We start from the raw sequence: 21,800 nt of genomic DNA, 5'->3' as shown, positions 1-21,800 counted from the left end.
TTCTCATAGCCAAAGGGTGAACTTATGCACTGACATAGGGGCATCCTTTTTTCTTATACTGAGAGCATCAAATGGATGAGGGAAACGGAGTGGGGATCATGAACGTGCTGGAAATTCAAGGTCTGACCAAAAAATTCGGGAATTTCGTCGCGGTGGACAATATGACTCTGAACGTGAAGGAGGGCGAAATCTTCGGCTTCCTCGGCTCCAACGGAGCGGGCAAGAGCACGACGATCAACATGATCTCCTCGCTGCTGCAGCCGAGCGCGGGTGAGATCCGCATCCTCGGCAAGGACAGCCGCAAGCATAGCCGCCACGCCAAGACGAACCTGGGCATCGTGCCGCAGGACCTGGCCATCTACGACGACATGACCGCCTACGAGAACGTGGCCTTCTTCGCCGGCCTCTACGGCCTGCGGGGCAAGCTGCTGAAGGAGCGGACCGAAGAAGCGCTCGAATTCGTCGGCCTCGGCGACCGCGCCCGGAGCCGCCCGTCCACCTTCTCCGGCGGCATGAAGCGCCGGCTGAACATCGCCTGCGCCATCGCGCACAAGCCGAGTCTGATCATCATGGACGAACCGACCGTCGGCATCGATCCCCAGTCCCGGAATTACATTCTGGAGTCGGTGAAGAAGCTCAACGAATCCGGCTGCACGGTCATCTACACGAGCCATTACATGGAGGAAGTCGAAGAAATCTGCTCCCGGGTCGCCATCGTCGATCACGGCAAGATCATCGCGGACGGCACCAAGGAGCAGCTCAAGGCGATCATCACCGATGTCAAGGATCTGTCGATCGAGCTGAAGCCGGGCTCGGCTTACAGCCTTCAGAGCCTCAGCGAGATTCCCGGCGTGCGCGCGGTGAACGAGAAGGAGGGGCGTCTGAGCATTCAGAGCGACGCGGCCGTGGACAATCTGAACCGGATTCTGAAGTCGCTGATGGACGGCGGCGCCGAAGTGAAGGCATTGCAGGAAGAAGAACCGAATCTCGAGACGGTCTTCCTGACGCTGACGGGCCGCAGCCTGCGGGACCAATAGGAGGGGTCGAGATGAATGTGATCCAAATCGCGCTCAAGGAAATGCTTCTGAGCTTCCGGAACCGGCGCACGCTGTTCTTCATGCTCGCCTTTCCGCTTGTCCTGATGCTGGTGCTCGGCACGGCCCTTACGAATGCGTTCAGCACGACAGCTTCCATGGATACGATCCGCGTGCTGGTCCAGGATCTGAGCAGCGGCGCCGCGCAGCAGGGATTTGCGGGATTCCGGGCGGAGATGGAGAAATCCGGCTTTGTTTTCACGGACGTGAAGCCAGGCATGGACGGGGCGGCGGAAGTGGAGAAAAACAACTATGACGACTATGCAATCGTTGCAAACAGCGGCATCAAGCTGTACGGCAGCGACCGCAACGCCGTCGCGAGCAACATGACGCAGGGCATGCTCTCGGCCTATGCCGACCGCTACAATGCCGCAGCCGCCATCGCGGCGGCCGATCCGGCCAAGGCTGCCTCCGCGTTCCAGCCGGTGCCTTCCGGCGGGTACGTGAAGGAACTGTCGCTGGATCTGGACCGCATGCCGGGCTCGATGGATTACTACGCGGTCGCGCTGACCGTCATGATCGCCCTGTGGGGCGCGATGTCGGCGGCCAGCCTCGTCAAGAGCGAGATCAGGCAGGGCACGGCAGCGCGCCTGGTGGCCGCTCCCGTGCGCAAGGGAGAGATTTTTGCCGGCAAGGTGCTGGGCAATCTGGCGGTCAACATGCTCTGCGTGCTCGTCGTCATTACGTTCAGCAAGGTCGTCTACCATGCGTACTGGGGCGACAATCTGCCTCTGGTCCTGCTCGTCCTGCTCTCCGTCGTCGTGCTGTCGACCAGCCTGGGACTTGCGCTCAGCTATCTTCTGAAGTCGAGCGCATCGGGCGGCTTGATATCCTTGGCGGTGCAGCTGGCCTCCTTCTTCGGCGGCGCGTACTTCCCGCTTGGAGTCGTGGAGAAGAACAGCCTGCTTGGCATCGCCGCCAGCCTGTCCCCGATCCGGTGGGCGAACATGGCCTTGAACAACATGATCTACCTCGGCGACAACACCCAGGTCTTTCAGACCATCGGCCTCAACGCCGGCCTTGCCGCGCTGCTGCTGGCAGCCTCGGCCTATATGATGAGCAAGCGGGAGGGATTGTAACATGTGGAGAGATATATGGTGGGTGGCCGTCCATACCTTGAAGAACACCTTCCGCAAAAAGAGCAGCCTGCTCGTCTACGTGGGGCTGCCGATCATCGGAGTCATCGGCTCCATCATGCTCTATGGCAGCGCGGGACAGCAGGTGCTGCGCGTCGGCATCGCCAATGAGGACGGCAGCGCCGTCATCGCCGCCGATACGGCGGCCTACGTCAGCAGCCTGCAGCATGTGAAGACGACGCTGTTGAGTCGGGAGGAGCTGAAGAAGAAGCTGGCTTCGGCGGACCTGGACTCGGGCCTGATTCTGGAGAAGGGCTATTCCGACAGCGTGGCGGCCGGCAAGCCGGAAGGGATCGCCATTCAATCCGTCAAAGGCCAGACCGTGACGGCGTATATCAAAGGCATGCTGAACGCATACCTGGACAATACGGCTGCCATCAGCCGCACAGCCGGCGGGGACCGGGCCGCCTTCGACAAGCTGTATGCCGATTACCGCGGCGGAGGGTTCAAGCTCGAGACGCAGCAAGTCGCCGATACATCCCTGACGAAGGCGATGTCGGTCCAGTCCATCGGATTCCTGATCCTGTTCATGATGACCGCGGCCGTCAACCTGTCGGAAATCATCCTGAAGAGCCGCGAAGACCGGACGTATTACCGCATTCTGTCCTCCCCCATCAGCGCCCGCTCGTACGTGCTCGCCAACGTCCTGGTCAACATCGCCGTCATGGTCGTGCAAGTGGCCGTCGCTCTGGTCGCTCTCCGTTACGTCTTCGGCGTCGACCCGGGCCTTCCGATCGCCCAGCTCGGGGGCATGCTCATCCTGTTCGCCCTCGTGTCCGTCAGCCTCTCTCTCGTCATCGTCGCCTTCTCCAAAAACTCGGCGGTATCGGGAGCGATGTCGAACTTCATCATTACGCCGAGCTGCCTGCTGGCCGGCTGCTTCTTCCCGATCTCGATCATGCCGGACACGATCCGCAAGATCGGCGACTTCATGCCGCAGCGCTGGGTGCTCCAATCGATCGACGAGCTGCAGACCGGAGATACGAGCCGGATCGCGATCAACCTGGCCGTGCTGGCAGCCTTCGCTCTGGTGTTCTTCCTCGTCGCGGCCTACAAGTTCGGCCGCAACAACGACACGAAAACGTTCGTGTAGGCGTCTCCCGGCCCCATCCTGACCAGGCAGTCAGTGCCTATGGAGCCATCGGTGCAGACAGGGCCAATGGAGCCATCGGTGCACATAGAGCCGAACGAAAACAACCGGCGGGATGCCCGCCGGTTGTTTTCGCTTTCAGTAAGCTTCCAATACGCTGCTCCCGCCCCGGATCATGTCGGTGACGGCGTCATACAGGTTGGGAGGATGCTCGGCGATCCGGTGGCACAGGTACAAGTACCATTCCTCCCCATAGGTGACATAGATCCGGGTCGAGACGCCGGATTCCTTCCAGTCCCGCGCCGACTCCGGGACGATTCCGTACAGCATCTCGAGCTCGGCCAGCGGATGCCGGACATACCCGCGAGCGTCCGCTTCCCGGATCAAATTCCGGTCATGCGTGGCGATGGATGTCTGCTTGCCCTGCTCCAGAGCCAGGCCGACCAGCTCCAGATAGCGGGCGTCCAGCTGGCCGGAGCGGGGAATCGAGACGCCTTCCGGCTCCTGGTAGGCTCCCTTGACAATTCTCACGGCGCCGGGCGCGTCCTTCAGCAGCGTGAGGTCGCCGAGCGAGCGCGGCAGCTGCGCCTGGAGAGTGATGCCGAGATTCGCGGAACGCTCGGCTGCTTCCCGGTAGACGTCCAGAATCGAGGAGGTTTTGGCGGCTTCCTCCATGCTGACGAACAGCTGGAGCCCGGCGGCTGAGGCTTTCTCTGCGAGAGCGGTCAGATTGCGCAGCGCAAGCCCGCGGTCCAGGGACAGGCCGATGTGGGACAGATCGAGCGAGATCCGGCTGTTCAGGCCTTGCTTCACGCAAGCATCGATCAGCCTGGAGAATTCCTGCACCGCCAGCTCGCATTCCGGCTCCGAGCCGGTATTCTCGCCGATATGTTCCAGGGAAACGGCATACCCGCGCCCGGCCAGGGCGGCAGCGGTCCCGACGGCGGGCTCGCGCCTGTCACCGGCCGTGAACCGGCGGGCAGCCCGGCTGAGGATGCGGTGCAGCTCGGGCGATTGAAGCAAGCGGGACTTGATGTCAGGGTTTCTTGCGATGGACTTCAGGGCGGCGGCAAAATCTTGTTCGGCTGTTGAAATGGACATGAGGCGGTCTCCTCCTGCTGCAGGGATATTCCCCTACGATAAGGCGAACAGGCGGAGGCGTCTTGTACGATCTTGCTGCCCGCTGGCTGCTCAAGAGGAAGCATAGCGTGACGGGGAAACGCCGACATGGGCCCGGAACGACCGGCTGAAGTGGCTCTGGTCGTAATAGCCGGCCTCCAGGGCGATTTCCGCGAGCGGCTTTTCCCCGAGGGCCAGCTCGCTTTTGGCGAGGTTGAGCCGCAGCATGTTCTGGTAGGCGGCAGGCGGCAGGCCGCATTCGAGCTTGAACAAGCGGATCAAATGGTAGCGGCTGAGGCCGGCCGCTCGCTCCAGCATGTCCAGCGTCACCTTCTCCCGGAAATGCTCATGGATGAAGTCCTTCGCTCGGCGCAGGGCGGCTTTCTCCGCGCCGCGGCGGAGCAGCGGCGCCTCTTGCGCGCCGGCGAGCCGGTCCAGCGCCTTCACCAGGCCGATGACGGGAGTCTCGATCTCCAGCGGCGTGCCGCCTCCGCTCATGGCGGACATGGCGGCGGAAACCCATGAACTGCACGCTGCGGCCGCCTGTCCATCCGCCAGCAGCGGCCGGCGCAGGGGCAGAGGGTTTTCCAGCCAGGAGCCCGTCCATTCCGGGGAGATGAACAGCATGTCGTAGGACCAGCCGCTCCCGGCCTCCGGGCTGCACGCATGGGGAAGCAGCGGCGGAAAGGAAATCAGGGCGCCTTCTTCCAGCTTGGCCGTTCGGCCGTCATACCAGGCGGCGGTGGAGCTTTTGCGCACGATTCCGACGGACAGCTCCTCGTGGAAATGCTTCCGGCAGCCGAAATCGTACGACGAGCAGGCTTTGGCCTCCAGAAAGGGCAAGGCCGATTCTCGGTAAAAGGAAATTCCCATTCCGGCACCTTCTTTCTATTCCTTATTATACGCCGGGTTTTGATTCCGTCGGGTTGTGGGAATAAAAGAAATAGGAAATCCAGCCTATGGGAGGTTCAATCATGGACAACAGCAATCCTTCTTCATCCAGTAAGCTTCCCCGCTACCCGGAATCGATGTGGAGGGCAACGGAGGAGCTGCCGCAATTCGAATCTCTGCGCGGCACCGTGGAAGCCGATGTGGCTGTCATCGGAGGCGGCATCACGGGGATAACGGCGGCTTACCTGCTCAGCAAGCAGGGGCTCAAGGTCGTGCTTGCGGAGGCGGGCCGGCTTCTGGATGGGACGACCGGACATACGACCGCCAAAATCACAGCCCAGCACGGCATGATCTACGACAAGCTGCTGCAGCATTTCGGCAAGGAGCAGGCCAAGCAGTATTTCGATGCCAACGACGAGGCGTTGAAATGGATGACGCAAATCGTGGCGGAGCTCGGCATCGACTGCGGTCTGGAAACTCAGGACGCCTATATTTATGCCGATAACGATGCGGATTTGAAGCAGCTGCATACGGAGTGGAAAGCCTATCAGACCATCGGCATACCGGGCGAATGGACGGACAAGCTTCCGCTGGACGGCTTGTCGGAGAAAGGCGCGATCAAGCTGCCGGGCCAGGCGCAGTTCCATCCGCTGCAATACTTGAAGAAGCTGCTGGCCGAAGCGCAGCGCCACGGGCTCAAGGTATACGAAAATACGACCGCGAGCGGAAAGGTGAAGGAGGACGACAACGGGCGCCTGCAGGTGGAGACGGAAGCGGGCGGCACCATTTCCTGCAGCTGGGCGGTCTCGGCCTCGCATTTCCCTTTCACGGACGGCGGCGGCTTTTTCTTCTCCCGGCTGCATGCCATGCGCTCCTACATCGTCGCGGTCGAGCCGGAGAAGCCTTTCCCGGGCGGCATGTTCATCAGCGCGGGCAGCACCGTCCGCTCGCTGCGCTCGGCGCAGCTGGGAGACAAGCGGGTCGTGCTTGTCGGCGGAGACAACCACAAGACGGGCCAGGGCATTCCGATGATCCAGCATTTCGAGGCGCTGGAGCAATTCGGAGATTCTCTGCTCGGAGCCAAGAGCATTCCATACCGATGGTCCGCGCAGGATCTCGTCACCCTCGACGAAGTGCCCTACATCGGGCCGATCACGGGCAAGCATCCCAATCTGCTCATCGCCACCGGCTACAACAAATGGGGAATGACGACCGGCACGCTCGCCGCGCTGATCGTGAACGATCTCGTCGCGAACGGCCAGAGCAAGCATCTGGAGCTGTTCAAGCCTTCGCGCTTCAAGGCCGATCCGTCGCTCAAGACGTTCGTGGCCCAGAACGCCAACGTCGCCGGGGAGCTTATCTCCGGCAAGCTGGACGCTCCGTCCCGGACGCCGGATTCGCTGGAGCCGGACGAGGGCGCCGTCGTCAAGGTCAAGGGCAAGCGCGCCGGCGCCTATCGCGACTCGCAAGGAGCGCTGCATGTCGTGGATACGACCTGTACGCATATGGGCTGCGAGTGCAGGTGGAATTCCGGGGACCGCTCGTGGGACTGCCCGTGCCATGGCTCGCGCTTCGGCTATGACGGCACCGTGCTGGAGGGACCGGCGACGCAGCCGCTGAAGCAGCTGGAGGTCGAGCAGGGCTGATTGCCGGGCAAGCGTCCGACCTCTGCCGGCTGGACGGCTCGGAAGAGAATTCAAGAGGCTGTCCGTTGGGTCACGAGCATGACCCAGGGGAAGCTTCTTCTTTTTTTAGCGCACCTGGTTTGATAGAAGAGCAATAGGGCTCCGAACGGGCCCTATTTGCGTTCGCTTGCGCATTGCTGGAAAATAAGGCTCAATGGCAGCCTCATCCTCGGCCTGCGGACCTTATTTTCGAGGAAATTCACGGATATGGCTCCGCACAGGCTCTATCCTCCTCCGCTGACATGCTGTCCGTATGAGGGAGCGCGTCAGTGGAAGGAGACGCGGAGAAGAAAGCGCGGCAAGCCGCTGTCTCAGGGGAATGCTGCAGGCCGCCACGGCAAGCCAGCCCGAAGCCGGCTTTTTTTTGCTGCGGTCAAAACCGTTTGACGGCGCTCGAAGTCTAATGCGGAGATAGGGAGGGAAGGGCTTGGACGACATAACGACGACACCGGTTTTATCGGAAGCAAAAGCAAAGGACAGCGCCGCGGCGTTGGCCGCCCAAGCCCGCGCGGGCGACGAAGGCGCCTTCCTGCAGCTGATGGGCAATTCGCGGGATCGGCTGCTGCGGATCGCCCTGGCCTATCTGCGCAGCGAGGAAGCGGCGCTGGAAGCCATTCAGGAGACGACCTTGCGGGCGTACATGAAGCTGGGCAAGCTCAAGGAACCGGCTTATTTCCAAACCTGGCTCATCCGGATTCTGATGAACGTCTGCATCGACGAGCAGAAGCGGCGCCGCAGGCAGAGACCGGCCGAATGGCTGCCCGAGGCTCCCGCTGCGGAATTCGGAATGCCTGGAATCGAGGACAGGCTGCGGATGGAGGAGGCCATCGCCGAGCTGGAGCCGAAGCTCAGGCAGGTCGTCATTCTCAAATACTACGACGATATGACGCTGACGGAAATCGCCAGGCTGCTGGGGAAGCCGGAGGGCACGGTGAAGACCTGGCTGAACAGGGCGCTGGCGAAACTGAGAGCATGGATGAGAGAGGGGGAGGCGCGGGATGAAGGATGAGCAGCCGGACTTTTCCGTTCTGGCCGAAGATAGGGGGATGGATCCTGTTCTCGCAGGACGGGCGGACGCAGCGATTAGGGAGGGACTTGCAGCCGGCAAGGAAAGGAAGCGGGGAAGGCGAAGGACGGTCCGCCGGAGAATTTATGCCGCTTCGGCCGCCTGCCTCCTGCTCCTCGTCTGTCTCGTGACGATCCGCGTATCCCCGGCATTCGCGTCTGCCGTGAGGCAGATTCCGGGAATGGCCCCGCTGGTGGACGCGATCCGCCAACAGTATGCCAACGACCAATCCATTCTGGACGCGGTGGATAACGACTACATGCAGAAGGTAGGGCTGTCGGATGAGCATGGCGGGCTCAAATTCACCGTGGAGGGCATCGTCGCGGACGAGTTCCGGATGAACCTGCTGTACAGCATCAAGGGCCTGCGCTCCGATGAACAGGTCGAGCTGCATGATTTGAGCCTGACGGACGGGACGGACCGGCAACTGCAGGTCGGCTACGGCTCATCCGGGAACGTCACGGGCCAAGCGGACGGTTCCGAGAATATGGAGAACATCTCCATTCTGTTCAGCAAGGAGGAGCCGCTGCCGGATAAGCTGGGCGTCGTGCTCACGCTCCGCGGCCAGAAGTACAAGGTGGCGTTCGCGGTAGACACCGCGAAGTTCGGGGGTCATTCCCGCTCCGTCCCGATGGACTATACGCTGGAAGCCGCCGGACAGAAGATCATCTTCGAGCGGGCCGTCATCTCTCCCCTTACGATCAAAATCGAAGCGCGTTTTGCGAAGAGCAATACGATGAAGATTTTCGGCGGAGGCGACATGAAGCTGGTGGACGATGCCGGCAAGGAATGGTCCGTTCCCTCCATGAGCTCCGGGACGAACGATCCCGACCGGACCATTTTCACCTTCCAGAGCAGCTACTTCCGCAAGCCGCAGGCTCTGTATTTGACGGGAACCTGGCTCCGGGCTCTGGATAAGGGCAAGAATGAGATCGTCATCGACACGGAGAAGGGCTTGCTGCTCAAGGCTCCGGACGACAAGGTGACTTTGCTGGGATCGACGGAGAGCGGCGGGGAGCTGCAGCTGCGGTTCCATCTGGATACGGGCCGCAAGGACGACAACATGAGCTACAATCTGCTGGACGGAACGTTCGTGGACGGGAGCGGAAGCCGGCATGAAGACAAGCAGCTGGGATCCTCGGTAAGCGCGAATTCCGACGAGACGAACCAGACTCTGGCGTTCAAGTACAAGGCGGGCGCCTACAAGCAGCCGCTCACGTTCACGATCGGCAGCTATCCGAATTATATCGAGCGACCATACCGGATCCCGATCTCATTGTCCGGGGTTTGGGATCAGGATTGACTGCGAGGCAGCAGCGGAATTGCGGGGCACGGAACGCCGATCGGCGCGCCGTGCCTTTTGTTGTTTTTTTGGCGGGACATATAAGGTTTTCTCGACATTTATCTACAAATCGTTGCTCTTTTACCGATGTAAAGAGAGGGAGTTTCTCTCCCTTGTTCGACAAGGCGGCAAAGGGATGGTTGTCGAATCCGGTACTGCGGACCGGACATGCAGATGAGAATTGTGAAAATTAAGGAAATCCCTTCCTGCAGGAGAGGAAATAAGCCTTTTCTGTCGAACATTCATAAGCGGAAAACAGACAGGATGTGAGAACACCCGTGATTGAAATGATGGACATCTGGAAGACCTACCCCAACGGCGCGCATGCGCTGCGCGGGATCTCGGTCGTCATCGACCGCAATGACTTCGTGTACATCGTCGGGCCTTCGGGCGCCGGCAAGTCCACGTTCATGAAGCTGATCTACCGGGAAGAGTACCCGACCAAGGGGCAGCTCTTCGTGAACGGCTTCAATATAGGCAAGCTCAAGCCGCGCAAGATTCCTTATGTGCGGCGCAACATCGGCGTCATCTTCCAGGATTACCGCCTCCTTCCGAAGCTCACCGCCTACGAGAACGTTTCGTTCGCGATGGAGGTCATCGAAGCTCCCCGCAAGCTGATGAAAAAGCGCACGATGGAAGTTCTGGAGCTTGTCGGCCTCGGCGGCAAGCATGGCCATTTGCCGGCTCAGCTCTCCGGCGGCGAGCAGCAGCGCGTGGCGATCGCCCGCGCGATCGTCAACAATCCCAGCGTCATCGTGGCCGACGAGCCGACAGGCAATCTCGACCCCGAGACGAGCTGGGGCATCATGAACCTGCTGGAGGAAATCAACTTCAGGGGCACGACCATCGTGATGGCGACGCATAACCGCGAGATCGTGAACTCTCTTCGCAAGCGCGTCATCGCCATCGAGAACGGCGTCATCGCGCGCGACCAGCTGAGAGGGGATTACGGCTATGAAGGCTAGAACCCTCCTGCGCCACATGCGCGAAGGCGTGCGGAACATCTTCCGCAACGGCTGGATGAGCTTCGCCTCCATCAGCTCGATCTTCATTTCCCTGTTCATCCTCAGCGTCTTCGTCCTGCTCGCGCTCAACGTCAACAAGCTGGCCGACCAGCTGGAGAGCACGGTGGAGATCCGCGCCTTCCTGCAGCTGGACACGGCGCAGCAGCAGATCGATTCGCTGGAGACCAGGATCCGCAATATCCCCGAGGTCAAGAGCGTCGAGTTTCGGACCAAGCAGCAGAATCTGGAGGAAATGAGCCGGATGATGGGCAGCGACGGAAAGCAGCTGCTGCAGGACTATCAAGGCGAGGACAATCCGCTTCCCGCTTCCTTTGTCATCGAAGTGTACGATCCGCAGACGATCGCATCCGCAGCCGGCCAGATCGAAGCGCTCGGCGCGGGGCAGGATCCTTCCCCGTTCCTGCGGGTCAAGTACGGCCAGGGACAGGTGGAGACGCTGTTCAAGGTGACCAACGCCGTGCGCAACATCGGCCTGATCCTCGTCGCTGGACTGGCTGTCACAGCCATGTTCCTCATTGCCACGACGATCAAGACGACGATCATCAACCGCCAGCGGGAGATCGGAATCATGAAGCTGGTAGGGGCGACCAATGCGTTTATCCGCTGGCCCTTTTTCGTTGAGGGCGCGCTTATCGGATTTTTCTCCTCTGCCTTGACGGCCGCCGTCATCCTGCTCGGCTACCGGGAGCTGTTCCAGCAGTCCGAGTTCGAGCTGGGCCTCATGAGCATCAGGCTCGTCACGATTCAGGAGGCCGCTCCGATCATCGCGCTGCTTACGATCGGCATCGGCACGCTGCTTGGCGTATGGGGCAGCGTATTATCGGTACGCCGTTATTTGAAAGTGTAGGAGGATGCAAGCGCAGATGAAGAAGAACAGGGTTATTCTCGCCTGTCTTGCGGCTGTCCTGGCCCTGACCGTCTTTCCGGCGGGGGGAGAGGCGGCCTCGCAGGTGGACAAGATCAACAAGCAAATCAAGCAGGTCCGCGACCAGATGCAGGCCGCTTCCCATAACCGCAACCAGGCCGAGAAGGATGCCAAGACCGTGCAGGTGCAGAAGATCCAGACGGCGGAATCGCTCAAAACCGTCATGGCGGAGATCGACACCGTCGGCACCCGCCTCAGCCAGGTCCAGAACGAGGTTCGCGACACGACCGAAAATCTGCAGCGGACGGCCCAGGAGCTCGATGATGCCGAGAAGCGGATCGGCAAGCAGGACGACCGCCTGCAGTCCCGGATCCGGATGACGTACATGAACGGCAGGGTCAGCTACCTGGAGGTTCTGCTCAATGCGGCGAGCTTCGCGGATTTCCTCAGCCGCCTCGACTCGCTTCATACGATGATGAGCCAGGACAAGGTCATCCTGGAGGAGCGCCGGCACGACAAGGAGCTCGTCGAGGAGAAGAAGAAGGAAGTGGAATCCCAGCTCACCGAGGTCAAGGGGCTGTACGCGAAGATAGCCGATTACCAGCAGGTGCTCTCGGACAAGGAATCGGAGAAGCAGCAGCTGATCGCCGCGTACGACGACAAGCTGGAGGAGCTTGGCGAGATCAGCGAGGAGCAGGAGCAGCTTCTGCTGGACCTGGCGGCCAAGGAGTCTGCGCTGATCAAAAAGAAAAACGCGCTCAAGACGTATTACACCGGCGGCAAGCTTGGCGTTCCGCTGAAGGCAAGCTACCGCATCAGCTCGCCGTTCGGCTATCGGATCCATCCCATCACCGGCAAGCGCAAGCTCCATGCCGGCGCCGACATGGCGGCTCCGGAAGGAACGAACATCTACGCGGCCGAATCCGGCGTCGTGCTCGTCGCGCAGTGGTGGACCGGGTACGGGAACTGCGTCGTCATCGATCATGGCGGCGGCTTGTGGACGATATACGGCCATATCCGCAACGGCGGCATCAAGGTGGAGAAGGGCGAGACCGTGAAGCGCGGCCAGCTCATTGCCGAAGTCGGCTCGACCGGCAACTCGACCGGGAATCATCTCCACTTCGAAGTGCGCAAGGACGGAACGCCGGTCAATCCGCTGCCTTATTTGAAATAATGGACGAACATCCGCCGCCCGCGAGCATTCTTCTCGCGGCGGCGGGTTGCGAAGTCGAAAAGCTTCCCGCTTTTGCGGGGAGCTTTTTTGTTGCCGGTCCGATGCGAGCGGCTTGCTTTTCGACCCGAGAACCGTCGCTCCTGCTCGGCGTCGAGGCGGCTTGCTGCTCCTCGAGACGTTCTGTTTAGGTCGAATCCGAAGCCGCGAGGCCGGGGAGGATCCGTTCTTTTCCCGCTGCTGCCAAATAAAACCCGGGCCGTTGTCGCATACTAGAATTCTCATGCAGGTCTGGAACGAAACAGCAACCGAGGAGGAGAACGGTATGAAGTCATTGTCACTGCGGATGGTCCGAAGGACAGCCGCATTGGGCGCGGCGGCGGCGATCGTCCTGGCGCTGCCTCAAGCAGCCGGAGCAGCCGCCCCGGCGCCGGCGCCGCTCCATGCTCCGGCCAAGCCGGCGGAAGCCGCGGAGCCGCAGTCCGGCGGCCTCAGCAAGGAAGAGCTGCAGAGAATCAATACGGTGCTCGATTTGATCCAGAAGCAGTATTATGAACCGGTTGACCGCGCCAAGCTCGTGAGCGGGGCGCTCAGCGGGATGATGGAGTCGCTTGGAGATCCGTACTCCACCTATATGGACGTTCCCGCAGCCAAGCAGTTTTCGGAGACGGTGGAAGGGGCGTTCGGAGGCGTCGGAGCGGAGGTGTCCCTGGAAGAGGGCAGGCTGACCGTCGTCTCGCCGATGAAGGGGTCGCCGGCGGAGCGGGCAGGCGTGCAGGCGAAGGATGTCATCCTGTCCGTCAACGGCATCAGTCTGGGAGGCCTGCCGATCTCGGAGGCGGTAGCCAAGCTGCGCGGTCCAAAGGGCTCCAAGGCCGTCCTCGTCATCCAGCGCGCCGGCAGCGGCAAGCCGATGACCGTTACCGTCGTGCGGGAAGAGATCGACGTGGAAACCGTGGAGGCCCGCCTGCTTCCAGGGAGCGTCGGCTTGATCGAGATTCGGCAGTTCTCGCTGAACACGGCCGAACGCTTCGCAGAGGAGCTGAACAAGCTCGAGAAGCGGAAGCTGAAAGGGCTCGTAATCGACGTCCGCAACAATCCGGGAGGCATTCTGCCGGTGGTGGAAAAGATATCCGAGCCGTTCATCCCGGCAGGAAAGCCGATCCTGCAAGTCCAGCAGCGCGGACAGCGCGCCGAGAAGATCCTCTCCAATGGAAAAGGCAAGCCGTATCCCGTCGCTGTGCTGATCAACAAGGGAAGCGCCAGCGCATCGGAAATACTGGCCGGCGCCTTGAAGGAGTCGGCGGACGCCGTGCTCGTCGGTCAGACCTCCTTCGGCAAGGGAACGGTCCAGGTCAGCTATGACCGCAACCTGGAAGGCGGGCTCGTCAAGATGACGATCGCCAAATGGCTGACGCCGAACGGCGTCTGGATCCATCATGAAGGCATCCGCCCGGATATTCAGGTGAAGCCTCCGGCTTTATATACGGTGTCCCGACTGTCGAGGTCGGGAGAGCCGCAGAGAGATGCCATCAGCGAGGACACGAAGACGCTGCAGGCGATGCTCGTCGGCCTCGGATACAAGCCCGGACGAACAGACGGTTATTACAGCGAGGGGACGGCTGCCGCGGTGAAGGCGTTCCAGCGGCAATGCGGTCTCCGGGAGACCGGCTCGGCCGATTCGGCTACGCAGGAAAAGCTGGAGAAGGCCGTTCGCGACTGGGTGCGCAGCGGCAGCCACGATACCCAGCTGGAGGCTGCGGCGCAGGCGCTCCGCTCCGGCAAGGGAGCCCGGAAGCAATAAGCCCTTGCGGCAGGGATCAGGAAGCCCCTTTTCACCGGCTCGAAGCCGCCGCGCAAATCAAGGCCGAAATTCTCCGCGGGGAGGATTTCGGCCTTTCGTTGTCGAAAACAATACGACTGGATGGTACGCTTTTGGGAGTCATTCTTTTGAAAATGAGGTGCTTGCTGTGGACACGGCCTTGGAGATTCTCCGTCATTACGGGACAGCGGCCGTCAGGCTGTTGTCCCAGCCGTTTTATTATTTTGCGCTGCTGCTGATCATTCTCTCTTATATTCGTCAGACCCGAACGGAACGCAAGCTCTTCCATGTGCGCCTGCATGCCTGGCCCAAGCTGCTCGGCCGAGCCGTCTGGAGCGGCCTGCTCGCTGGAGCCGCCCTCTCGGCTGGCGCAGCCTTCATCGGCATGAGCCTGACGCCTTCCGCCGCGCTCTGGCTGTGGGGGACGGCCGCCCTGCTCATGCTCGTCCGCGTCCGCTATCTCTGTTTCGCTTATAGCGCCGGCGTGCTCGGACTGCTGCAATGGCTCAGCGGCCTGCTCGGCTTGCCGGACGGGACGGGCGGCTGGCTCGGGCGAGCCGCTCTCTCGCTGGAGAACCTCGATATTCCCGGCCTGCTGCTGCTCGTTGCCGGCCTGCATGCGGCCGAGGCTTTGCTCGTCCGCCGGGATGGCGCCCGGTTCTCCTCGCCGCTGTTCCTCGAGGGCAAGCGCGGCAAGCTGATCGGCGGCTACGCCTTGCAGGGCTACTGGCCGGTGCCGCTGCTTCTGCTGGTGCCATCCGCTTCGGCGGCGGCCTCGCTGCCATGGACGCCTCTGCTCGGCGGCTCCGCATGGGAGGGCGGCTGGACGGTCATCGCGCTTCCGGCCATCATCGGCTTCACCGACCTGACACGCTCGGAGCTGCCGAAGCTCCAGGCCCGCCTTACGTCGCGCCGGCTGCTCGCCTACAGTGCCGTGCTGGCTGCGGCCGCGCTCGGTGCCGCATATGCGCAGCCGCTCGTGCCGGCTGCAGCGCTGCTTTCCCTCGGGCTTCATGAAGCGCTCATCGTGCTTGGATCGATGCGGGAGCGTCAGCGTCAGCCGCGCTTCGTCCATGACGAGCGGGGCTTGTGCATTCTCGGAGTCGTGCCGGGAACGCCGGCAGAGGAGATGGGCCTCGAAGCGGGCGAAGTGCTCCACAAGGTGAACGGGAAAAAGGTAAGGACCAAGGAAGACCTGCATGCTGCACTGCATATAAACTCCGCCTTTTGCCGGATGGAAGTGTTCAATGCCGATGGACAACTCAAGTTTCTGCAGCGGGCCAGGTATGCGGGCGAACATCACCAGCTCGGAGTGCTGCTGGCTCCCGATGAGGATGCGGGCTATTATGCTGCTCCGGCGCATGTATCCGTGCTGGGCCTGCTGAGGCGGAGCCGCGCTGCGCGGCGCCGTGTCCGCAAGGATACGACGATGTAGCGTCGGGAAGCCGGGACGGTTGGCGGTTCGGCTTGAGCGGGGGCGGTTTCGCTTCCGCTTCCGTGCCGATGAGCTCAAGCCGGACGGGCGCCCCTTGAGTCACCATTCGCACCAATCAAAAAAGGCTTCCGAAGCCCATCCTCATGGATGGCTCCGGAAGCCTTTTTATTGCTTTCCAGCGTGCCTGCCTAGCTGTTGTTCGCTGCCGCGTTTTCGGCGCCGGCGCTGTTTTCTGCTGCTCCAGTGTTGGCGGCCGCATTTTCTTTCTCTTCAAACGAATTCGTAATCGTCGCCTTGCCGCGGAGGTCGGTGATGAGCGTCTGGGACAAGGTGCCGAGCTGCTGATATTCAAGCGATTCCGTAATCTCCGCTTTTTTCTCTTCCAGCGTAGGCGTCGAGGCTTGCTTGTGGTCGATGACTTTGATGATATGGTAGCCGTAGTCGGATTTGATCGGTGCGGAGATTTCGCCGACCTTAAGGTCGAAGGCCGCCTTCTCGAATTCCGGAACCATGGCGCCCTTGCCGAAGTAACCGAGGTCGCCGCCATTCGCCGCGCTGCCGGTATCGGTCGATTTTTCCTTGGCAATCGCCGCAAAGTCGCCGCCGTTTTTGAGCTGCTTCTCGATGGCGTCGGCTTCTTCCTTCGTCTTGACGAGAATATGGGAGGCTTTCACCTGCTCCTCGGTTGCGAAGGAAGCTTTGTTCTCATCGTAATACTTCTTGATGTCCGCATCGGTTACTTTGACTTTGTCCTTGAGCAGCTTGCGAAGCTGCACCTGCATCTGCAGTTGGTTGTTGAGAACGTCCTCCGACAAGCCGGCCTGCTTCAATGCGTCCTTAAACGCGCTTTCGCTGCCGAAGTTCTTCTTGACGTCGGCAAGCTCTTTGGCCATTTCATCTTCGGTGACCTCGATCTTCTTGTTGCTGGCTTCCTGGTCGACGAGCTTCATCGTGATGAGGCTGTCCAGAGCCGTCGTGCCTGCGGAAGGAACCATCGCCTCGTACAACTCGTCCTTCGAGATCTTCTCGCCGTTGACGGTGGCAACCGTACCGCCCGATGCGGCGCCGCCGCTGCCGTTGAAGAGACTGACCAGCGCGATGACGAGCGCCACTGCCAGCAGGAGCGAAGCGATCATCCAGCCGGCAGCGGCTCCGCTGCGGCGGGGACCCGATCCGTCGCCGTCCATCAGCGGCAGATCAGCCGCTCCAGCGGAGGTGTTGACCGCGCTTCCTTCCGTGACCGGCACCGAACCGAATGCGCGCTCGGGATCCGCCGTATGGATTTCGGCGTCGTTCTCGGCCTGCCGGAGGGATTCCTCGGCGCGCTCCTCCTCGACGATATCCTCGGCTTGAAGCGTTTCTTCGCGATGCTCGTCGCCGCTGCGGCCAGCGAATTCGACGCCCTCGTTCGTTGCCGTATCTTCCAATGTAAGATGCTCGTCCTGTTTTGGATCGACCGGATCGAGATGATCCTTGGGATCCTTGTCCTTATCTGCCATGAAACGATTGACTCCCTTCTGTATCCTTCAAAGAGTGGTGAATGCAATGGATTCTGGATATTGCTTGCTGCGAGAATAATATCAAAATCCATGCCGGGTTACCTTAACGGAACATGAAATTTCTACAAATGGGCTTTGAAAAAGTCGATCGTGGCATTCAGAGCCTGCTCCAGCGCCTCCGTCGTGCCGGCAAAAGGATGAACGGCGCCGAACGTATGGCCGGTTCCTTCCAGCTCGATCGCGGGCTGATGGGGCGCCGCTTCCTGCAGGCGGTGAAAGCCTTCGACCAGACGGGGAGCATCGTCGCTTCCTTGAATCATCAAGACCGGAATCCGGAGTCCGGCGAGGCGGGCGGGAATGTCGAAGCGGTCTTTATTGGCGTCCAGATCCTCGAAAAACTCGCGCCGCACAGGCATTTCCTGCCGAGTCCGTGAGTTGGTGACGTAGGCGACGCCTTCCTCGCGGGCCTTGGCTTCGAAGGCGTCGTCGAACAGGTTGGCGCGGGCGATGCCGTTCCAGGTAGCGGCCGCCCGGATGAGCGGATGCTCGGCGGCGAAGATGAGGGCGTTGCCTCCGCCTCTGCTGTGGCCGATCATGCCGAGCTTAGCCCGCTGGATCAAGCCCGCGTGGGGCAGATTGCCGCCGATCGCGGCTTTGAGGACTTCCGCCAAGTCGGCCTGCTCGCGGGTGTAGGTGTTGTAGCCGAATTTGGACAGCTCATCGAAATCCTGCTCGCCGACTCCGTTGCGGGAGAAATTGAAAGTGATGGCGACAAAGCCGGCTTCGGCCAGCTTCTCGGCCGCATAGGGCATGAAAGCCCAATCCTTGAAGCCCTTGAAGCCATGGGCCAGGAACAGCGCCGGGCGATCTCCCGGCTTTTTGGCCGCACGCACTTCGCCGCGGATAATGCCGCCGTCGCCAAGCCTGATTTCGAAGGGCGACACGAATAGATGGGACATGAAACATACTCCTCTCAAGCTATAGCATTTCCAAAACTAAGCATAAACTTCCTAGCCGTTTCGTTCAAATGGAACTTGCGGCATATTCCTGCAGCGGCGCCTGCGGCTCCCTGTTCCATCCCCCGCTGCAGTTTGGTACGATGGAGGACGGGCATGGAGGCTGAAACATTTCCTGCTTCGGGATCGTTCAGAAGATTAACAACCATTCATTCGACATTTAAGACAGGCTCGCCGGGAGGCGGATCTCATACAGCAAAGGGGAACGACGATGATGAAAAACCGAAACAAACGAATTGCGGCAGCGCTTCTGCTTGCCCTTACCGCCTGGGCGGCAGCAGCCTGCTCCGACAGCTCCGCTCCGGGAACGGGTTCGGCAGTCAACGAGGCTGCTGGAAATGTGCAGACGGCCTCTCCGTCGCCGTCGCAGGATCCGGTAGCCAATGACGGCAGCGAAGCTGCGGGAGGCGGAGCGGCAGCGAATGCAGGGGACACAACGAATGCAGGCGGAGCGGCGAATCCATCCGGCTCCAAGGGCGGCACAGACAAGCCGGCAGGGGACAAGGATGGACAAGGAACCGCTGTCTCCGGGCAGCCGTCCGAACAGGTTGCGGCCCAGGCCGATACGGTGGCGGCCCTGATCAACAAGGAGTTCCGCCTGCCGAAGGGCTACGTGCCGGATGACCTCGTCTACCCGGACATTCCGTTCACCTTCAGCGAAAAGATCGACAAGCGCAAGCTTCGCAAGGAGGCTGCCGGGGCGCTGGAGAAGCTGGTGGCAGGTGCGAAGAAAGACGGAATCTCGCTGGCTGGGGTGTCGGGCTACCGCTCGGAAACGAGACAAAAAACGCTGTATGACAACTATGTCAAAAAAGACGGAGTCGCTGCTGCGGACAAATACAGCGCACGGCCGGGGCATAGCGAGCACCAGACCGGACTTGCGATCGACATGTCCGGAACGGACGGCAAATGCGCGGCGGAAAGCTGCTTCGGCGGTACGCCGGAAGCGGAGTGGCTGGCGGCGCATGCGGCGGAATACGGCTTCATCATCCGCTATCCCGAAGGCAAGGAATCCATTACGGGTTATAAATACGAGCCGTGGCATATCCGCTTCGTAGGCAAGGAACTGGCCGCCAAGCTTGCTGAAAGCGGAGACACGCTGGAGGAGTATTACGGAGCCGCGGTACCGGTTACGGGACAGAAGTAAGCGTCGGGACGAAGGCATTCACGGAGTCAGAAAGCAGATCCGCCAAGGCGGGGATGAAGGCGGGGGAGCCCGTTTTCGTCTCCGCCTTTTTGTCGGGCCGTTCCCTTCTAGGCTTGCTGTTTTCCTAATAAGGTTAGAGTAGCAAGGAAGGGGGCTTAGGGGGATGGATTGGGACTGCGCAATCATTGGCGGCGGGCCTGCGGGCTTGAGCGCCGCCTTGATGCTGGGCCGCTCGCAAAGGTCGGTCCTTTTGCTCGACGATCATCAGCCGCGCAACTCCGTGACGGAGGCCAGCTACGGCTATCTGACGAGAGACGGGATTGCGCCTGAGGAATTCCGCACCCTCGCCCGCAATGAACTGGCGCAATATCCTTCGGTGCGGCTGAGCAAGAGCCGGGTCGTCTCGGTGGAGAGGGTCAATGGAGGTTTCCGTGTCTTTACCGCAGCCGGGGGTTCCGCCGCCGCCCGCACGGTGCTGCTTGCCGCAGGACTGCAGGAGCGGTTCCCGGACATTCCCGGACTGCGGGAAATGTACGGCAAAAGCCTGTTCAGCTGCCCTTACTGCGACGGCTGGGAGCTTCGCGGGCAGCCGCTGCTGGTGCTGTCGACGGGAAGCGGCTTGTTCCAGCAGGCGCGGCTTCTGCTCGGCTGGAGCCGCGATCTGCTCGTATGCAGCCACGGGGCATCCAATCTGACCATGCAGCAGAGGCATGCGCTGGAGAGCCGGGGAGTGAAGGTCAGCTCTCTCCGGATCGCCGCTCTTGAAGGGAGCGGCGGCAAGCTGCGCGAGGTCGTCTTCGAGGACGGCAGCCGGATAGCCCGCAGCGGCGGCTTCGCCTCGCCGGACGGGATGCTCGGCACGCCGCTCGGTAGCCAGCTCGGCTGCGCGCACGATGCGTACGGCTCCGTTTCGGCCGACGGCTCCGGCCGCACAAGCGTCCCCGGCGTCTATGCCGCGGGGGATACGGCGGGGTTCTCGCCGTCGCAGATCGTCGTCGCGGCGGCCAGCGGCACCCGCGCCGCGGTCGGCATCATCGGCGACCTGGCCGAGATCGATTTTATCCGGATGGGTGGATGAGCAGCCATCGTTCTTGTGCGAAAAGAAAGATCCCTTCATCGGTGGACATTGGCGGCAACATGCCGTTTCCTGCCGGGAAGGGATCTTTTTGGCTTGCTCTTCGGCTTGGAGAGAAGCCTGGTCGCAAGCTGATGCTGGTGCAGGAAGGACGACGGATTGAACCCGGGAGCGAAGCCACCAGCAAGGCGCCTGGGGTGGAACCCGGAAGCGGAGCCACCGGAATGGCACCTGGTGTTGATCCCGGGAGCGAAGCCTCCGGAATAGGTACCTGGTGTTGATCCCGGGAGCGAAGCATCCGGAATGGCATCTGGTGTTGATCCCGGGAGCGAAGCCTCCGGAATGGTACCTGGTGTTGATCCCGGGAGCGAAGCATCCGGAATGGCCCTGTAGAAATGACAATGTTCGCCTTTGCCGCCGGATTTCCACTTTGGGATCCATCTAATCAGGAAATCTGGCGGCAACAGCGATCGGAAGGGCCGTCCGGCAGCGAAGCGAATTTGGGTTCACCCCGCAGGGCCGTCCGGCAGCGAAGCGAATTTGGGTTCACCCCGCAGGGCCAACCGGCAGCGAAGCGAATTTGGGTTCACCCCGCAGGGCCGTCCGGCAGCGAAGCGAATTTGGGTTCACCCCGCAGGGCCAACCGGCAGCGAAGCGAATTTGGGTTCACCCCGCAGGGCCGTCCGGCAGCGAAGCGAATTTGGGTTCACCCCGCAGGGCCGTCCGGCAGCGAAGCGAATTTGGGTTCACTCCGCAGGCCCATCCGGGCTGCGAAGCGAAACTGGGCTCGGATTTCAAGCTTCAGGCCTCCGCATCCACGCGTTTCTGTTCGGCCGGCCAAAGCCAGCGGCTGAGCAGGATTCCGGCTGCGCCGAGCAGAAGGATGACGACTCCGAACCGGCCGAAGATTTCCCGAGGGCCGGCCAGCTCGACCAGGAATCCGCCGAGCAGCGGAGCGGCGATCATGACCGTGCTGAGGACCATGCTCTGGATGCCGAACACCCGGCCGGTCATGCCCGGAGGCGTCTCCTTCTGAAGGCAATAATTGAAGGCGATGATGAACATGCCGTTGCCGGCTCCGAGGAGCAGGCCGAGCAAAAGGACCGGCAGCGCAGCGGCGCCGGGAGGCAGGAGACCGAGTCCCCCGACCGCCGCGCCGATCATCGCGTACCCTCCGCCCAGACGCAAGCCGTAGCCCAGGCTGCGCCCGATCTTGTTCAGGAGAGCGATCGCTCCAACCGCGCCGGCTCCAGCAGCCGCAACCAGCCAGCCGAGCATGTATTCCTTGTCGGGCGCAAGCACGAGGAACAGGCTTTTTTACT

At 61.4% G+C, this 21,800-nt stretch carries 18 protein-coding genes; 13 read left to right on the top strand and 5 right to left on the bottom strand.

What is annotated here, in order from left to right; genetic code table 11:
- The first annotated feature begins 98 nt into the window (after nt 1–98).
- Genes VE23_RS14285 through VE23_RS14275 form a run of 3 tightly spaced genes read left to right on the top strand, consistent with a single transcriptional unit; the run spans nt 99 to nt 3,323 of the window.
- On the top strand, nt 99–1,037 hold the full coding sequence (locus tag VE23_RS14285) for an ABC transporter ATP-binding protein (RefSeq protein WP_048746334.1): 939 nt from the start codon (nt 99–101) through the stop codon (nt 1,035–1,037).
- 11 nt (nt 1,038–1,048) lie between these two features.
- Entirely contained in the window at nt 1,049–2,173 is a 1,125-nt protein-coding gene (locus VE23_RS14280) for an ABC transporter permease (protein WP_049868338.1), read from the top strand.
- Nucleotide 2,174: 1 nt separating this feature from the next.
- A complete protein-coding gene (locus VE23_RS14275; protein ID WP_049868337.1) occupies nt 2,175–3,323 on the top strand; it encodes an ABC transporter permease in 1,149 nt (382 codons plus the stop codon).
- 135 nt (nt 3,324–3,458) lie between these two features.
- Here the strand turns inward: VE23_RS14275 and VE23_RS14270 are convergent, their stop codons facing one another.
- Together VE23_RS14270 and VE23_RS14265 are read right to left on the bottom strand one after the other, a co-directional pair.
- A complete protein-coding gene (locus tag VE23_RS14270) occupies nt 3,459–4,421 on the bottom strand; it encodes a proline dehydrogenase family protein (protein WP_048746302.1) in 963 nt (320 codons plus the stop codon).
- 90 nt (nt 4,422–4,511) lie between these two features.
- Nucleotides 4,512–5,312, bottom strand: a complete 801-nt coding sequence (locus VE23_RS14265) for a helix-turn-helix domain-containing protein (protein WP_049868336.1) — start codon at nt 5,310–5,312, stop codon at nt 4,512–4,514.
- Between the two features lie 101 nt (nt 5,313–5,413).
- Between VE23_RS14265 and VE23_RS14260 the strand changes: the two genes are divergently transcribed.
- The 8 genes from VE23_RS14260 (at nt 5,414) to VE23_RS14220 (ending at nt 15,741) form a co-directional block, all read left to right on the top strand.
- Nucleotides 5,414–6,976 (top strand): FAD-dependent oxidoreductase, encoded by a 1,563-nt coding sequence (locus tag VE23_RS14260; RefSeq protein ID WP_048746304.1) that lies wholly within the window; start codon nt 5,414–5,416, stop codon nt 6,974–6,976.
- Between the two features lie 466 nt (nt 6,977–7,442).
- Nucleotides 7,443–8,024 (top strand): sigma-70 family RNA polymerase sigma factor, encoded by a 582-nt coding sequence (locus VE23_RS14250; RefSeq protein ID WP_232316946.1) that lies wholly within the window; start codon nt 7,443–7,445, stop codon nt 8,022–8,024.
- Nucleotides 8,014–9,384 carry a DUF4179 domain-containing protein gene (locus VE23_RS14245; RefSeq protein ID WP_049868335.1) on the top strand — a complete coding sequence of 457 codons (1,371 nt, stop codon included), beginning with the start codon at nt 8,014–8,016 and terminating at the stop codon, nt 9,382–9,384. Before VE23_RS14250 ends, VE23_RS14245 begins: the two co-directional genes overlap by 11 nt.
- A gap of 317 nt (nt 9,385–9,701) precedes the next feature.
- Complete coding sequence (gene ftsE / locus VE23_RS14240) at nt 9,702–10,388, top strand: cell division ATP-binding protein FtsE (RefSeq protein WP_049868334.1); 687 nt, start codon at nt 9,702–9,704, stop codon at nt 10,386–10,388.
- Entirely contained in the window at nt 10,378–11,295 is a 918-nt protein-coding gene (ftsX, locus tag VE23_RS14235; protein ID WP_048746310.1) for a permease-like cell division protein FtsX, read from the top strand. Before ftsE ends, ftsX begins: the two co-directional genes overlap by 11 nt.
- 16 nt (nt 11,296–11,311) lie before the next feature.
- Nucleotides 11,312–12,487, top strand: coding sequence for a murein hydrolase activator EnvC family protein (locus tag VE23_RS14230; RefSeq protein WP_049868333.1), 1,176 nt, complete (start codon nt 11,312–11,314; stop codon nt 12,485–12,487).
- 322 nt (nt 12,488–12,809) lie between these two features.
- Entirely contained in the window at nt 12,810–14,288 is a 1,479-nt protein-coding gene (locus tag VE23_RS14225) for a S41 family peptidase (RefSeq protein ID WP_164763097.1), read from the top strand.
- Nucleotides 14,289–14,454: 166 nt separating this feature from the next.
- Nucleotides 14,455–15,741, top strand: a complete 1,287-nt coding sequence (locus VE23_RS14220) for a PDZ domain-containing protein (protein WP_049868331.1) — start codon at nt 14,455–14,457, stop codon at nt 15,739–15,741.
- 188 nt (nt 15,742–15,929) lie between these two features.
- On the opposite strand, the gene VE23_RS14215 is transcribed toward VE23_RS14220, so the two are convergent.
- Together VE23_RS14215 and VE23_RS14210 are read right to left on the bottom strand one after the other, a co-directional pair.
- Complete coding sequence (locus tag VE23_RS14215; RefSeq protein ID WP_049868330.1) at nt 15,930–17,240, bottom strand: peptidylprolyl isomerase; 1,311 nt, start codon at nt 17,238–17,240, stop codon at nt 15,930–15,932.
- A gap of 122 nt (nt 17,241–17,362) precedes the next feature.
- Entirely contained in the window at nt 17,363–18,199 is an 837-nt protein-coding gene (locus VE23_RS14210) for an alpha/beta hydrolase family protein (protein ID WP_049868329.1), read from the bottom strand.
- Nucleotides 18,200–18,467: 268 nt separating this feature from the next.
- Between VE23_RS14210 and VE23_RS14205 the strand changes: the two genes are divergently transcribed.
- Nucleotides 18,468–19,403, top strand: coding sequence for a M15 family metallopeptidase (locus VE23_RS14205; RefSeq protein ID WP_442950537.1), 936 nt, complete (start codon nt 18,468–18,470; stop codon nt 19,401–19,403).
- Nucleotides 19,404–19,566: 163 nt separating this feature from the next.
- Nucleotides 19,567–20,481: an NAD(P)/FAD-dependent oxidoreductase gene (locus VE23_RS14200; RefSeq protein ID WP_049868327.1), complete on the top strand. Its 915-nt coding sequence runs from the start codon at nt 19,567–19,569 to the stop codon at nt 20,479–20,481.
- 798 nt (nt 20,482–21,279) lie between these two features.
- Here the strand turns inward: VE23_RS14200 and VE23_RS27380 are convergent.
- Nucleotides 21,280–21,780 carry a hypothetical protein gene (locus VE23_RS27380; protein WP_232316945.1) on the bottom strand — a complete coding sequence of 167 codons (501 nt, stop codon included), beginning with the start codon at nt 21,778–21,780 and terminating at the stop codon, nt 21,280–21,282.
- Nucleotides 21,781–21,800: the final 20 nt, after the last annotated feature.

It is taken from the genome of Paenibacillus sp. D9 (assembly GCF_001188365.1).
Classification (GTDB): Bacteria; Bacillota; Bacilli; order Paenibacillales; family Paenibacillaceae; genus Paenibacillus_O; species Paenibacillus_O humicus.
The sequence above is the reverse complement of the archived record's forward strand: the minus strand, read 5'-3'. Positions and strand labels throughout refer to the sequence as shown.

Bases quoted from the DNA above. Each gene is read 5' to 3' on its own strand.
- VE23_RS14285 (WP_048746334.1), top strand. From the start codon at position 99: ATGAACGTGCTGGAAATTCAAGGTCTGACCAAAAAATTCGGGAATTTC.
- VE23_RS14280 (WP_049868338.1), top strand. From the start codon at position 1,049: ATGAATGTGATCCAAATCGCGCTCAAGGAAATGCTTCTGAGCTTCCGG.
- VE23_RS14275 (WP_049868337.1), top strand. From the start codon at position 2,175: ATGTGGAGAGATATATGGTGGGTGGCCGTCCATACCTTGAAGAACACC.
- VE23_RS14270 (WP_048746302.1), bottom strand. From the start codon at position 4,421: ATGTCCATTTCAACAGCCGAACAAGATTTTGCCGCCGCCCTGAAGTCC.
- VE23_RS14265 (WP_049868336.1), bottom strand. From the start codon at position 5,312: ATGGGAATTTCCTTTTACCGAGAATCGGCCTTGCCCTTTCTGGAGGCC.
- VE23_RS14260 (WP_048746304.1), top strand. From the start codon at position 5,414: ATGGACAACAGCAATCCTTCTTCATCCAGTAAGCTTCCCCGCTACCCG.
- VE23_RS14245 (WP_049868335.1), top strand. From the start codon at position 8,014: ATGAAGGATGAGCAGCCGGACTTTTCCGTTCTGGCCGAAGATAGGGGG.
- ftsX (WP_048746310.1), top strand. From the start codon at position 10,378: ATGAAGGCTAGAACCCTCCTGCGCCACATGCGCGAAGGCGTGCGGAAC.
- VE23_RS14230 (WP_049868333.1), top strand. From the start codon at position 11,312: ATGAAGAAGAACAGGGTTATTCTCGCCTGTCTTGCGGCTGTCCTGGCC.
- VE23_RS14225 (WP_164763097.1), top strand. From the start codon at position 12,810: ATGAAGTCATTGTCACTGCGGATGGTCCGAAGGACAGCCGCATTGGGC.
- VE23_RS14215 (WP_049868330.1), bottom strand. From the start codon at position 17,240: ATGGCAGATAAGGACAAGGATCCCAAGGATCATCTCGATCCGGTCGAT.
- VE23_RS14210 (WP_049868329.1), bottom strand. From the start codon at position 18,199: ATGTCCCATCTATTCGTGTCGCCCTTCGAAATCAGGCTTGGCGACGGC.
- VE23_RS14205 (WP_442950537.1), top strand. From the start codon at position 18,468: ATGATGAAAAACCGAAACAAACGAATTGCGGCAGCGCTTCTGCTTGCC.
- VE23_RS14200 (WP_049868327.1), top strand. From the start codon at position 19,567: ATGGATTGGGACTGCGCAATCATTGGCGGCGGGCCTGCGGGCTTGAGC.